The organism is Cellulomonas palmilytica, from assembly GCF_021590045.1.
Taxonomy (GTDB): Bacteria; Actinomycetota; Actinomycetes; order Actinomycetales; family Cellulomonadaceae; genus Cellulomonas; species Cellulomonas palmilytica.
Genome location: NZ_CP062221.1, coordinates 887,891 through 901,332 on the forward strand (window position 1 = coordinate 887,891; position 13,442 = coordinate 901,332).

Below are 13,442 nucleotides of genomic sequence, written 5' to 3' on the forward strand. Positions count from 1 at the left end.
GGGCCGGTCGAACGGTCGTCAGGCGCGCAGGCTGCGCACCACGCGCCCGACCGCCTCGGTGAGGACCGCGCGCGACGTCGCGAAGTTGAGGCGTGCGAACCCCGCACCCGGGCGGCCGAAGCTCGGGCCCGGGTTGAGCGCGACACGCGCGTCGCGCAGCAGGCGCGCCGCCGGGTCGTCGTCGTCCGGGATCTCGTCACGCAGGTCCAGCCACGCGAAGTACGTGGCCGCGCCCGCGGTCCAGCGCGTGCGGGGCAGGTGCTCGTCGAGGAGCGCTCGCAGGTGGGCGCGCGAGTCGCGCAGCGAGTCGAGCAGGGCGTCGAGCCACGCGTCGCCGTGCGTGAGGGCCGCCGTGTGCGCCAGGACGGGGACGTGGCCGACCTCGGACAGGATCGTGGCCGGCAGGCGGTCGAGGTGCGCGGCGGCGTCCGGGCCCGGGACGGCCAGCGCCGCCTTGAGGCCCGCGAGGTGGAACGCCTTGGACGCCGAGTGCAGCGCGACGGCGTCAGGGACCACCGTCGTCGCGGAGACGAACGGCACGTCCGGGTCGAGCACGAGCGGCGCGTGGACCTCGTCCGAGACGACCCGCACCCCGTGCCGCACCGCGAGCTCGCCGAGCGCGCGCAGCTCGTCGGGCGTGTGCACCGCGCCCGTCGGGTTCTGCGGGTGGCACAGCAGGTACGCGGCGCTGCGTCCGCCGGCCCGCGCCCGCGTGAACGCCTCGTCGAGCGCCGCGAGGTCCAGGCGGCCGTCGGCGCCCAGATCCGCGGTCTCGACGCGACGGCCCGTGCGCCGGACGAACGCACGGAACGGCGGGTAGACCGGCGGGTTGATGACGACCGCGCCGTCGGCGTCCGTGAGCAGGCGCACCAGCTCCGCGACGCCCTGCATGACGTCCGGCATCAGCACCGCCGTCGCCGGGTCGACCGACCAGCCCCAGCGGCGCTCCGCGAACCCCGCGAACGCCTCCTGGTAGGGGCGGCCGTCGACGTAGCCCGTGTCGCCGCGGTGCAGCGCGTGCATCACCGCCGTGACCACCGGCTCGCACACGCGCACGTCCATCTCCGCGACGAACAGCGGCAGCACGTCCGGCGGGTACCGCCGCCACTTCTGGCTCGTGCGCGTCCGCAGCTCGTCCAGGTCGACGTCGAACAGGCTCATCTGACGACCGTAACGCGGCGGCGGCCGGCTCCCCGAGGGGAACCGGCCGCCGCCGTGGTGCGTGCTGCGAGACGCGTCAGAGCGTCGCGCGGACCGCCTGCGTCGCCGCGAGCATGTGCTCGAGGCTCGGCGTCGTCTCGTCGTACCGGCGGGTCTTGAGGCCGCAGTCCGGGTTGACCCACAGCTGGTCGAGCGCGATGGCCTTGACCGCACCCGTGAGCAGCTCGGTGATCTCGTCGACCGACGGCACGCGCGGCGAGTGGATGTCGTACACGCCCGGGCCCACCGCGCGCGGGTAGCCCGCCGCCGCGATGTCCTCGACGATCTCCATCTTCGAACGCGCGGCCTCGATGGACGTCACGTCGGCGTCCAGGCCGTCGATCGCACCCATGATCTGGCCGAACTCCGAGTAGCACAGGTGCGTGTGGATCTGCGTGTCGGGGCGCACGCCCGAGGTCGCCAGGCGGAACGACCTGACCGACCAGTCGAGGTAGTCGGCGTGGTCCGCCTCGCGCAGCGGCAGCAGCTCGCGCAGCGCGGGCTCGTCGACCTGGATCACCGCGATGCCCGCGGCCTCGAGGTCCGCGATCTCGTCGCGCAGCGCCAGGGCCACCTGGTTCGCGGTCTCGCGCAGCGGCTGGTCGTCGCGCACGAAGCTCCACGCGAGGATCGTCACCGGGCCCGTGAGCATGCCCTTGACCGGCTTGCTCGTGAGCGACTGCGTGTACGTCGTCCAGTCGACCGTGATCGGCTTCGGCCGCGACACGTCGCCCCACAGGATCGACGGGCGCGTGCAGCGCGAGCCGTACGACTGCACCCAGCCGTTCTCCGTGACCGCGAAGCCGTCCAGGTTCTCCGCGAAGTACTGGACCATGTCGTTGCGCTCGGGCTCGCCGTGCACCAGCACGTCCAGGCCGATGCGCTCCTGCAGCTCGACGACGCGGCGGATCTCCGCCTTCATCTCCTCGACGTACTGCTCGGCGGTCAGCTCGCCCTTGCCGTGCGCCGCGCGGGCCTTGCGGATCTCCGGCGTCTGCGGGAACGAGCCGATGGTCGTCGTCGGCAGCGGCGGGAGGTTGAGGCGGGCCGCCTGCGCCTCCTTGCGCTCGTCGAACGAGCCGCGCGCGAACGCGTCGTCGGACAGCGCACCCGTGCGCTCGCGCACCTCGAGACGGACCACGCCCGGCGCGGTGCGACGCGACGCGACCGCGTCGGACGCCTCGAGCAGCTGCTCGTGGATCGCCTCGCGACCCTCGGACAGGCCCTCGGCGAGCGTGACGACCTCGGTGACCTTCTGGTCCGCGAACGCGAGCCACGAGCGCAGCGTCGGGTCGAGGTTCGGCTCGTCGGCCGTGTCGTGCGGGACGTGGAACAGCGACGTCGACGTGCCGACCGCGACCGCGCCCGCGCCGATGACCTCGAGCTGCTCGAGGACCTGGAGCTTCGCGTCCAGGTCCGCGCGCCAGATGTTGTGGCCGTCGATCACGCCCGCGACGAGCGTCTTCGACTCCAGGCCCGCGACCGCCTCGGTGGGCGCGGAGCCCTTGACCAGGTCCAGGCCGATCGCCTCGACGTCGCTCGCCGCGAGCACCGGCAGCGCCGCGCCCAGGTCCCCGTACGGGGCGGCGACGAACAGCGCGGGGCGCTGCGGGCGCGCGAGCTCGGTCGACAGCACGCGGTAGGCGTCCGCGGTCGCCGCGAGCAGCCGCTCGACGGGCACGTCGATGCTCTCCGAGACGAGCGCCGGCTCGTCGAGCTGCACCCACGTCGCGCCCGCGGCCGCGAGGTCGCGCAGCAGGTCCGCGTACACCGGCAGCAGGTCGTGCAGGCGGTCGATCGGGGAGAAGTCCGCGGGCGAGCCCTCGGTCGCCTTCGCGAGCGCCAGGTACGTCACGGGGCCGACGACGACCGGGCGGGTCAGCACGCCGTCGGCGAGCGCCTCGACGAACTCCGCGACCGGGCGCGTGCCCACGTACGAGAACGTCGTCTCGGGGCCGATCTCCGGGACCAGGTAGTGGTAGTTCGTGTCGAACCACTTGGTCATCTCGAGCGGCAGGTCGTCGCCGCGGCCGCGCGCGACCGTCGAGTAGCCCGCGAGGTCGAGCGTGCCGTCCTCGCCGACGAGGTCCGCGAACCGGGCCGGGATCGCGCCGACGACCGCGGTCGCGTCGAGCACCTGGTCGTAGAACGAGAACGCGCTCGGGATCGCCGGGACGTCCGTCGGCAGGCCGAGCTCGACGAGCCGGTCACGCGTGCGCTTGCGCAGCGCCGCGGCGGTCGCCTCGACCTCGTCGGCCGTGGACCTCCCGGCCCAGAAGGCCTCGATGGCCTTCTTGAGCTCGCGGCGCGGCCCGATGCGCGGGTAGCCCAGCACGGAGCCGGTCGGGAACTGCGGGGTCTCGCTCATGGGGTCCAGCCTTCGTCTCGTGGTGGTGCGGGGTTCGGGGGGACGACGAGGGGTGCGGCCTCAGCGGGCCTTGCCGTCCAGCTGCGCGCCCTCGAGCAGGTCGAGCGCGGCCTCGTGCTTGTTGTAGGTGTAGACGTGCACGCCGGGCGCGCCGCCGTCGAGGATGCCCTTGACGAGGTCGACGCCCGCGCGCGTGCCGATGCGGTGCCGCGCCAGCGGGTCGTCCGCCGCGCCCAGCGCGTCCAGCAGGTCCCGCGGCACCGGGACACCCGTGAGCTCCTGCGTGCGCAGCAGCCGGGCCGGGTCGGTGAGCGGGATGATCCCGGGGATGATCGGGATCACGACGCCCGCGTCACGTGCCTCGGCCACCAGGCCCAGGTACGCCTCGGCGTCGTAGAACACCTGCGTGATCGCGAAGTCCGCGCCCGCCTGCTGCTTGGCCAGCAGGGAGGCGACGTCCTGCGCGCGCGTGCCGCCGGTGGCCGCGTTGCCGCGCGGGAACGCCGCGACCGCGACCGACAGCGGACGCACGCGAGCGCGCACGGCCTGCGCGGGGCTCGCGCCGCAGCGGCGCGACTCGATGTCCCGCAGGAGCCCGACGAGCTCGCTCGCCGTCTCCAGGCCCTCGGGGTGCGCCTGCCAGTCGGTCTGCCCCGCGGGCGGGTCGCCGCGCAGCGCGAGGAACGAGCGCACGCCCTCGTCGAGGAACTCCTCGACGATCGTCGTGATCTCGTCGCGGCTCGTCCCCACGCACGTGAGGTGCGCGATGGGGGACAGCGACGTCTCGCGCAGCAGGCGGGACACGAACGCGCGCGACGTCTCGCGCGTCTTGCCCGACGCGCCGTACGTCACCGAGACGAAGTCCGGGTGCAGCGACTCCAGCTGACGGACCGTCTCCCACAGCCGGGGCGCGGCCTGCGGGTTGCGGGGCGGGAAGAACTCGAACGAGAGCGTCGGGCGGTCGAGCGTGCCCAGCGGGCGCGGCTCGGGCGCCACGTGCGCCGCGGGCGGGTTCACGGTTGCCGCGCTCACGCCAGCGGTCCGTTCAGACACAGGGTCTGCGACATGTCGACTCCATCGGTCCTGGCGGAAGCACCCACACCCTCGTCGCGGAGGGGGGTTGCTGCGGCGTCGACGAGCCAGGTCTCTCGGCCGCTCTGGATGGTTGGCGTGATCGTAGGCCGGGAGCCCACATGCTGACCACGACTTCTCACTTACCGAGACGGTCGGATCGTCCAGCGGACGGCCGGACGACGAGCCGCAGATCAGACGGGGTCGCGGCGGCGGAGGGCCGCGGGACGGGCGCGGGACTCGCGCGGGACGGTGCGGCCGCCGCGGGTCCCGGGACAGGGCCGCCACGGCACCGGCCGGAGTCCGGTCACGGCTCGCCGGAGCGGTCGGGGGAGTGCAGGTCAGGCGAGGGGGCGAGGCCGCTGGTGCGGGATCTCGCCCCACGGCGGGGTCCCCGTCACCGTCGACAGCAGACCGGCCTCGACCGCCTGCAGGACCTGCGCGTCCGGCGGGACCGACCCGCCCAGGGCGTCCCGCGCGCCGCGGACGGCGTCCAGGCCGCCTTCGGGGTCGGGCATCTCGGTCATGCGCGGAACTGTAATCGCCGCGCACGATCAGGCGAAGCCCCGACGGGCGGATCACCCGAGGGGAGCACGCACGGGGGTCATCCGTGCGGGCGGCACCTCGACGGACGGACGCCGCGGGCAATCGCGTGACACCGGCCGACGAGCACGCGCTGACCTGCGACTCCGTCCGCCCGGACCGTCACCCGAACGCCACACGCGGCCCACCCGCGTCAGCGCCGCCGTTCGGACACTTCACCCGCGGGCGGACGGGCAGGTCGCCAGGTGGTCGTCGACGAGCCCGCACGCCTGCATCGCCGCGTACGCGGTGGTCGGCCCGACGAACCGGAACCCCAGCGACTTCAGCTCGCGCGCCAGCGCGCGCGACTCCGGGGTCACGGCGGGGACGTCCGCCCAGGACGCGGGGCGCACGTGCTGCGTGCGGTCCGGCGCGAACGACCAGAGCAGCGCGTCGAGCGTGCGGCCCGACTCGTGCAGCGCGAGCAGGGCGCGCGCGTTGGCGATCGTCGCCTCGATCTTCTGCCGGTTGCGCACGATCCCCGCGTCCGCGAGCAGCCGCTCCACGTCGTGCTCGTCGTACCCCGCGACGACCTGCGGGTCGAACCCCGCGAACGCCGCCCGGAACGACTCGCGCTTGCGCAGCACCGTGATCCACGCGAGCCCCGACTGGAAGCCCTCGAGCGCGATCCGCTCGAACAGCGCCTCCTCCCCGTGCACCGCCACGCCCCACTCTTCGTCGTGGTAGCGCTCGTAGAGCGGGTCCCCGTCCCCGAAGCACCGCCCGGTCACAGGGCCGGCTGTCGGGTCGGCGGGGCCCGCAGGGGCGTCGACCGTGCTGTCGACCGTCGCGGTGTCGTCCATGCGGGGGAGTCTGCCGTGCCGCGCCGACATGCGGGAGTCCCGCGGCGTCGACCTGTGGACGACGAGGCGTCAGCCTGGGCCGACGCGCGCGCGCGACCGCCGCGTTCCTGCCCAGCAGCAGTCCCGCGCCGAGACCCCCGGCCCGAAGCCGGAGCAACCACGGTCTCGACGATGCGAGCCCGACGAGCCCGTCCTTCCTCCGGCTCCGGCCGCCGAGAGCCGGAGCAACCACGGTCTCGACGAGGGGAGCCGGCTCGCGGGGGCGGGGCGTCAGGTCAGGGTGGCGAGGGTCTTGCGGATGCGCTGGGCCGAGACCGGGGTGGGCGTGCCGAGCTGCTGGGCGAACAGGCTCACGCGCAGCTCCTCGAGCTGCCACCGCACGGCCGCGACCTGCGCCGGGTCCGCGCCGGGGGCCGCCGCGAGCGCGTTCTCCAGGTCGTGCACCTGCCAGGCCAGGTCCGCGTCGCGCGCCGGGTTCTCGGCGGCCTTGGCCAGCCGGTGCCGCGCCGCGCGCAGGTACCGCACCAGGTGCACCAGCCGCTCCGCGCCGGTCTCGACGACGAAGCCCGCGTGCACCAGGCGCGCCGACTGCTCGCGCACGTCGGACGCGGTGGCCAGCAGCGCGAGGCTGGACGTCCCCTTGAGCTCGACCTCCAGCTCGCGCCACGCGGTGAGCACCTGCACCAGTACCCCGACGAGCGCGTGCACCCGGTCCTCGAGCCGGTCGCGCAGGTACGCGCGCAGCGCGGCGTAGTCCTCGGGCGTGCGGACGTCGGCGGGGGTGCGGCCCGCGTCCGCGGGGCGGGTGCGCAGGTGCTCGTCGACGAGCGCGTCGACCGCGGCGAGCTGCACGTCCTCGACGAGCGCCTCGCGGCTCGGGTACGGGTTGGCGGCGAGCGCGAGCGCCTGCGCGCCCGTCCAGCGGGAGGTCACGCGGGCCGGGGCGAGCCCGACGTCGAGCAGCAGCAACCGGCGCAGGCCGGCGCGCGCGGCGGCGGGGCGCGCGGACGCGTCGGCGAGGGTGCGCACCGAGACGCTCGTGCGTGCGTCGACGAGCGTCGGGTAGGCGCGCACGACGGTCGCACCCGAGCGGACCTCGACGACCTCCGGGAGCGTGAGGTCGTCGGGCCAGGCCGTGAGGCCCCCTCGCGTCACGGACTCGGCGGGTTCGGTCGCGGCCTGCCCCGACGAGCGCGCGTCCGACGACCCGCCCGGGGAGCGGGCACCGCGCCGGTCCTGACGCGCTCGCGGACCGGGCCGTGCGGGCTCGTCGGCCGCGAGGCCCGCCTCGCGCATCGCCTGCCGCAGCGCCGCCTTCACGGCGGTGTCGACGGCGTCCTGCGCGCGGTCCGCGAGCCGGTGCTGCAGAGCCGCGAGGTCCTTGCCCTCGTCGACCACGCCGCCGCGGTCGCCCACGACGCGGAACGTCATGCGCAGGTGCGCGGGCAGGCGGTCGTCGTCGAACGCGTCGGCGGGCACGTCCATGTCCCGCACGGCGCGCACCGCGGAGCGGAACGCGTCGTGGAACGAGGGCGCGGCGTCACCGGCGCGCACGGTGTCCGCCCAGGACGCGGTGTTCGACCGCAGCCACGCGGCCACGGCGCGGCCCACGTCGGGCGCGGGGACGAGCTGCACGCGCACGGGCTTGGGCAGCGCGCGGATGGTCGCGACGACGAGCTCGTCGAGCAGCCCCGGCACCATCCAGCCGAACCCGTCGGGCGTGAGCCGCGGCAGCTGGGGGAGCGGGATGTGCACGGTGACGCCGTCCGCCTCGGTGCCCGGCTCGAACTGGTACGTCAGCGGGAGCGACAGGTCGCCCTGCGGCCAGCGCGACGGGAACGACGACTCGTCGATCGCGTCCGCGTCGGACGAGACGAGCAGCTCGCGCGAGTACGTCAGCAGGTCGGGGTCGCGGCGCCGCGCGGACTTCCACCACTGGTCGAAGTGCCGTGCGGAGACGACGTCCGCGGGGACACGCTCGTCGTAGAAGTCGAACAGCGCGTCCTCGTCGGCCAGCAGGTCCGCGCGGCGGGCGCGTGCCGCGAGCTCGGACGCCTCGGCGAGCAGGCGGCGGTTCTCGTGGAAGAACTGGTGGTGCGTGGTCCACTCGCCCTGCACGAGCGCGTGCCGCAGGAACAGCTCGCGCGCGGCCTCCGGGTCGACCTTCGCGTACAGCACGCGCCGCCCGGCCACCACGGGCAGGCCGTACAGCAGCACGCGCTCGGTGCACGTCGCGGCGCCCTGCTTGGTGGACCACGCCGGGTCGGAGTACGTGCGCTTGACCAGGTGCGCACCGAGCTCCTCGGCCCATGCCGGGTCGATGCGGGCCGCGTCGCGCGCCCACAGCCGCGACGTCTCGACGAGCTCGGCGGCCATGACCCACGCCGGCGGCTTCCTGGCCAGGCCCGAGCCGGGGAAGACCGCGAACCGCGCGCCGCGCGCGCCCAGGTACTCGTTGCGGCCGCGCCGGTCGGGCCGCGCCGGGCGCTTGTCGCCACGACGAGCGGGCGCGGCGACCTCGGTGGCCTCCTGCATCCCGACGTGCGAGAGCAGGCCGGACAGCACCGACTGGTGGATCGCGTCGGAGTCCCAGTCGCGGCGCAGCTCGCCGCGGCGCGGGCCGCCACCGGCCTCGGCGTCCTCGTCGGGACCCTGCGCGAGCGCGGGCCACCCGCCACCGTCGTCGGCGTGCGCGCGGTTCTCGTCGGGACCCCTGCCCTTGGTCCCCGGCAGACCCTTCGCGAGTTCCTTGAGCTGCGTGACCACGTCCTGCCACTCGCGCACCCGCAGGTAGTTGAGGTGCTCGGCGCGGCACGCACGGCGGAACGCGTTGCCGGACAGCTCGCGGCGCTGCTCACGCAGGTACGTCCACAGGTTCAGGTAGGACAGCAGGTCCGACGACGGGTCGGCGAACCGTGCGTGCAGCGCGTCCGCCTTCTCACGCTCCTCGGCGGGCCGCTCGCGCGGGTCCTGGATCGACAGGGCGGCGGCGACGACGACGACCTCGCGCAGCACGCCGCGGCGCGACGCCTCGACCACCATGCGCGCGAGCCGTGGGTCCACCGGCAGCTGCGCGAGCGCGCGCCCCGTGTCGGTCAGCCGCGTGCCGTCCGGGCCGGACTCGATCGCGCCGAGCTCGGTCAGCAGCTGCACGCCGTCACGCACCGCGCGCACGTCCGGCGGGTCGACGAACGGGAAGTCGACCACGTCCTGCGGCGAGGCCGCGACGCCCACCGCGATCATCTGCAGGATCACCGAGGCCAGCGAGGTGCGCAGGATCTCCGGCTCGGTGAACCGGTCGCGCCGCTCGAAGTCCTCCTGCGAGTACAGGCGGATCGCGATGCCGTCCGCCACGCGCCCGCACCGGCCCGAGCGCTGGTTCGCGGACGCCTGGCTGATCGGCTCGATCGGCAGCCGCTGCACCTTGGTCGCCTTCGACCACCGGCTGATGCGCGCCGTGCCCGGGTCCACGACGTACCGGATGCCCGGCACGGTCAGCGACGTCTCCGCGACGTTCGTCGCGAGGACGATGCGCCGCCCCGGGTGCGACGAGAACACACGGTGCTGCTCCGCGGCCGACAGGCGCGAGTACAGCGGCAGCAGCTCCACGGCCTGCGGGTGGCGCGGGTCGCTCACGCGTGCGCCCAGCGACGCGCGCAGCGCGTCCGTCGCGTCGCGGATCTCCCGCTCGCCGGACAGGAACACCAGCACGTCGCCCGGACCCTCGGCGCACAGCTCGTCGACCGCCTCGGTGATCCCCGTCATGAGGTCGCGCTCGCGGACCGGCTGACGGGCCGGGGGCGGGGTGCGGCGCGCCGGGCGCTCGTCGTCCAGCTCGTCGTCGTCCACGCCCAGCGCGTCCGGCGACAACGGGCGGTACCGGATCTCGACCGGGTACGTGCGGCCCGTGACCTCGACGACCGGCGCCGGGACACCGTCCGGGTGCTCGGGCGTCGGCGGGCCCGCGAAGTGCCGCGCGAAGCGCTGCGAGTCGATCGTCGCGGACGTGATGACCAGCTTGAGGTCCGGCCGCCGCGGCAGCAGACGCGTCAGGTAGCCGAGCAGGAAGTCGATGTTGAGCGAGCGCTCGTGCGCCTCGTCGATGATCAGCGTGTCGTACTGGCGCAGCAGCGGGTCCCGCTGGATCGCCGCGAGCAGGATGCCGTCCGTCATGACCTTGACGAGCGTGTGCTCGCTCGAGGTGTCCGTGAACCGCACCTGGTACCCGACGAGCTCGCCCAGCGGCGTGCCGATCTCCTGCGCGATCCGCTCCGCGACCGACCGGGCCGCGATGCGCCGCGGCTGCGTGTGGCCGATCTGCCCCGCGCGCCCCCGGCCGAGCTCGAGCGCGATCTTCGGCAGCTGCGTCGTCTTGCCCGAGCCGGTCTCACCCGCGACGACGACGACCTGGTGGTCCCGGATCGCGGCGGCGATGTCCGCGCGCCGCGCGCTGACCGGCAGCTCCTCGGGATACGTGAGGGGCGGCAGCACCGCCGCCTCACGAGCCGCGGCCGCGCGTGCGCGCCGGGCCTCGCCCGTGCCCCGTGCCTCGCCCGTGCCCCGTGCGCGGTCGCGACCCCGGCGGGGCGGGCGGCGCTCGTCGCGCTGGTCGGTGGTCACGGGGTCCCATCCTCCCAGGTCCCCCCGGAAGATCGCGCGCTCATTCCGGTCGAGGCCCGACGAGCGCGCGGACGGGACGTCAGCGCTCCGACGCGTCCTGCGTCACGTCCGCGACCGTCGCGTCCAGCGCCGCGACCAGGGCGTCACCGTCGACCGTCGCCGCGACCCCGTGCGCGCCGGCGCCGATCGACACGCGCCGCCCGCGCACGCGCTCGTCGGCCACCACGGGCCAGGCCGTGAGCGACCCGAACGGCGTGATCGTCCCGCGCTCGTACCCGGTGACCTCGAGCGCGGTCGACGCGTCCGGCAGCGACAGCCGGGACACGCCCAGCAGCGCGCGCAGCTTCGGCCACGAGATCGCGCGGTCGCCCGTCACCAGCACGAACAGGAAGTCGTCGTCACCGCGCCGCACCACGAGCGACTTCACGACGTCGCCCGGCGAGACGCCGCGCGCCGCGGCCGCCTCCTCGAGCGAGCCGACCCGGCCGTGCCGGGTCACCGTGAACTCGACCCCCGACGCCTCCAGCGCCGCGACCGCCCGCCGCTCCCCGTCGCTCGTCATGCGCCCACCTCACCACATGCCGGCCCGCGGCGGGTACGGCGACGGGGGCCGCGACGCTGTGGTCGCGACCCCCGTCGGGTCGTTCCGGCACCCGGCAGACGCACCCGGCTGACGTACCCGGGTGCGGCGCCGGTCAGAGCGAGGGGACCTCGCCCGGGACCGGGATGGTGATGGGCGCACGGCCCTTCTGCGGCGTGATCGACAGCGACTCGTACCCGGAGGAGTCGAGCTTCTGCGTGAACGGCTGCTGACCGACGCAGCTACGCGTCGCGCCCTTCGTCGCCTTGCCCGTCAGCAGGTAGTTCGTGATCGCGTTGTCGACGCAGGTCGACGACCCGAACGCGGTGTGGCCCCAGCTGTTGCTCGACACGAACGACGAGTTCGGCAGCAGCTTCGCCGCGGCCTTGGCGCCGTTGTAGTTCGTCGCCGGGTCCCACCAGTTGCCGACGACGAGCACCGGCGCGGACGTCACGTGGTCGAACGTCCCGCGGTACGCGTCCTCGTCCACGGCCTTCCACGTCCACGACGCGCACGGCGCCGAGGCCCAGGTCCACATCTGGCCGAAGGCGTCACCGGTCTTGGCGGCCGTGTTGCCCGCCGCGACCCAGCTGGCCGCGTTGCCCGGGTTGAGGCTGTCGGAGCACATGACCGACTGGTACGCCTCGGGCGAGTTGTCGTACGGGAACGCGAAGCCCGGGACCTTCGCGGCGAGCTGCTGCTTCTGCGCGTCCTGGTCCGCCGCGAACTGCTTGTACTCCTTCAGGCGGGCCTTGAACTTCTTGGCCGCCGCGTTCCACTGCTTGCGCTCCGTCGCGTTCGTCGGGGTCTCCTGGAGCTCCATGAACATGTCGAGGTCCATGTCGACCCACGCACCCGCCTCGAACTGGTACAGGTCGGACAGAAGGAACGACATCACGAGGCCGTAGTCGATCTCGAAGTCGTCGTCGAAGACGATCGGGTTCTGCTTGAGCTCCTTGGCGAACTTGTCGAACTTCTTCGACGGGTTCGAGCTGCGCTTGGCCAGGTAGCAGTAGTCCGGGCCCTTCTGGCCGCACTTCGTCAGGATCGAGCGCAGAGCCTTCAGCGCGCCGTCACCCGACGCGATGCGCTGCGTCTGCGGGACGGCCTTGTTCGCCTCGGTGCCGGCCCAGCCCTCGGGGTCGAGGACGCCGTCGAGCACGATCGCCCGCACGCGGTCCGGGAACAGGTTCGCGTAGACGTTGCCGAGGTACGTGCCGTACGAGAAGCCCAGGTAGGAGAGCTTCTCGTCGCCGAGGGTGCGGCGCAGGACGTCCATGTCACGCGCGACGTTCGCGGTGGACATCGACGCCGACAGCGGCTGGCCGAGGGTGGTGCACGCCTGGCCGTACTTCTTCGCGGAGTTCACGAAGTCGGTGCGCTGCGCGGTCGTCCGCGGGTAGGCGGTCTCCCAGGTGGGCAGCAGCGTGTCGGTCTGCTCGCCGATGTTGCGGAAGCAGGCGACGTTGTCCGAGAAGTTCGTGCCGCGCGGGTCGACGCCGATCAGGTCGAAGCGCTGGACGATGTCCTTGGGCAGGAAGTACGGGGCGTTGATGGCGATGTTCACGCCCGAGCCGCCGGGGCCGCCGGGGTTGAGGAACAGCGAGCCGAGCTTGGCGGTCGGCTTCGTCGCGGGCACGCGGACGAGCGCGACGCTCGTCGTCGGGCCCTCGGGGTCGTCGTAGTCGAGCGGGAGGTCGACGGTGCCGCACTGCACACCCTTGTCGACGACGTTGGAACAGTCGAACCAGTCGATGTCCGCGACGACGGAGTCGACCCGGGCCGCCTCGGCCGGGTCGGTGATGTCGGGGACGGTCACGGCGCTCGGTGTGGTGGCCGTGGGCTCGGCGGCGTGGGCCGCGGCGGTCGTGGATCCTGCGAGGGCGACCGCGACGACGAGCGTCGCGAACGCGGACGCGCGAGGTCGAGTGTGCATACGAACAAACCCCCTGTCTGGGTCGCGCGCCGCCCCTGGTCCGGTCGACCTGGATACCCCCGGCACGCAGGGCCACCCTTTCGAAGCCGTCGCCGCCGTGGGGTCCACCTGGGGGATGAACTTCTCGAACGGCGCACCTCCACGAATCAACCCAGGGGCCGACAACCTTCGGCGAGCAGGCCGGTGCGCAGGTCGGACGCGGTGCGCCGGCCTGCTGCGCGGCCCGGGCGGCCGGTGGGGGAAAACGTGCGGCGCGGGTCCCGGCCTGTCCCGCGGGGTGTG

At 74.1% G+C, this 13,442-nt stretch carries 8 protein-coding genes and 1 riboswitch; all 8 genes read right to left on the reverse strand.

The annotated features are described in order from the left end of the window. Window positions 1-18: 18 nt before the first annotated feature. The 8 genes from F1D97_RS04275 to F1D97_RS04310 all read right to left on the reverse strand — a co-directional run bounded on the left by F1D97_RS04275 (window position 19) and on the right by F1D97_RS04310 (window position 13,160). Window positions 19-1,161 (reverse strand): MalY/PatB family protein, encoded by a 1,143-nt coding sequence (locus F1D97_RS04275; protein ID WP_236122479.1) that lies wholly within the window; start codon window positions 1,159-1,161, stop codon window positions 19-21. Between the two features lie 76 nt (window positions 1,162-1,237). Beyond that, the gene (metE, locus tag F1D97_RS04280) at window positions 1,238-3,568 is read right to left on the reverse strand and encodes a 5-methyltetrahydropteroyltriglutamate--homocysteine S-methyltransferase (protein WP_236122480.1); all 2,331 of its coding nucleotides are present in this window, start codon (window positions 3,566-3,568) and stop codon (window positions 1,238-1,240) included. 60 nt (window positions 3,569-3,628) lie between these two features. Then, entirely contained in the window at window positions 3,629-4,600 is a 972-nt protein-coding gene (locus F1D97_RS04285; RefSeq protein WP_236122481.1) for a methylenetetrahydrofolate reductase, read from the reverse strand. Between the two features lie 39 nt (window positions 4,601-4,639). Continuing rightward, window positions 4,640-4,736, reverse strand: a riboswitch (SAM riboswitch). A gap of 244 nt (window positions 4,737-4,980) precedes the next feature. Beyond that, the gene (locus F1D97_RS04290) at window positions 4,981-5,166 is read right to left on the reverse strand and encodes a hypothetical protein (protein WP_236122482.1); all 186 of its coding nucleotides are present in this window, start codon (window positions 5,164-5,166) and stop codon (window positions 4,981-4,983) included. A 231-nt stretch (window positions 5,167-5,397) separates the two neighbouring features. Further along, window positions 5,398-6,024, reverse strand: coding sequence for a DNA-3-methyladenine glycosylase I (locus tag F1D97_RS04295; protein WP_236122483.1), 627 nt, complete (start codon window positions 6,022-6,024; stop codon window positions 5,398-5,400). A gap of 270 nt (window positions 6,025-6,294) precedes the next feature. Further along, on the reverse strand, window positions 6,295-10,644 hold the full coding sequence (gene hrpA / locus F1D97_RS04300; RefSeq protein WP_396022556.1) for an ATP-dependent RNA helicase HrpA: 4,350 nt from the start codon (window positions 10,642-10,644) through the stop codon (window positions 6,295-6,297). Between the two features lie 79 nt (window positions 10,645-10,723). Continuing rightward, a complete protein-coding gene (locus F1D97_RS04305; RefSeq protein WP_236122484.1) occupies window positions 10,724-11,206 on the reverse strand; it encodes an aminoacyl-tRNA deacylase in 483 nt (160 codons plus the stop codon). A gap of 133 nt (window positions 11,207-11,339) precedes the next feature. Then, window positions 11,340-13,160, reverse strand: a complete 1,821-nt coding sequence (locus tag F1D97_RS04310; protein WP_236122485.1) for an alpha/beta hydrolase — start codon at window positions 13,158-13,160, stop codon at window positions 11,340-11,342. Between the last annotated feature and the right edge of the window lie 282 nt (window positions 13,161-13,442).

What these genes read in the sequence shown, in the direction of transcription:
- F1D97_RS04275 (WP_236122479.1), bottom strand. Translation starts at nt 1,161, where the DNA reads ATGAGCCTGTTCGACGTCGACCTGGACGAGCTGCGGACGCGCACGAGC.
- metE (WP_236122480.1), bottom strand. Translation starts at nt 3,568, where the DNA reads ATGAGCGAGACCCCGCAGTTCCCGACCGGCTCCGTGCTGGGCTACCCG.
- F1D97_RS04290 (WP_236122482.1), bottom strand. Translation starts at nt 5,166, where the DNA reads ATGACCGAGATGCCCGACCCCGAAGGCGGCCTGGACGCCGTCCGCGGC.
- F1D97_RS04295 (WP_236122483.1), bottom strand. Translation starts at nt 6,024, where the DNA reads ATGGACGACACCGCGACGGTCGACAGCACGGTCGACGCCCCTGCGGGC.
- F1D97_RS04305 (WP_236122484.1), bottom strand. Translation starts at nt 11,206, where the DNA reads ATGACGAGCGACGGGGAGCGGCGGGCGGTCGCGGCGCTGGAGGCGTCG.
- F1D97_RS04310 (WP_236122485.1), bottom strand. Translation starts at nt 13,160, where the DNA reads ATGCACACTCGACCTCGCGCGTCCGCGTTCGCGACGCTCGTCGTCGCG.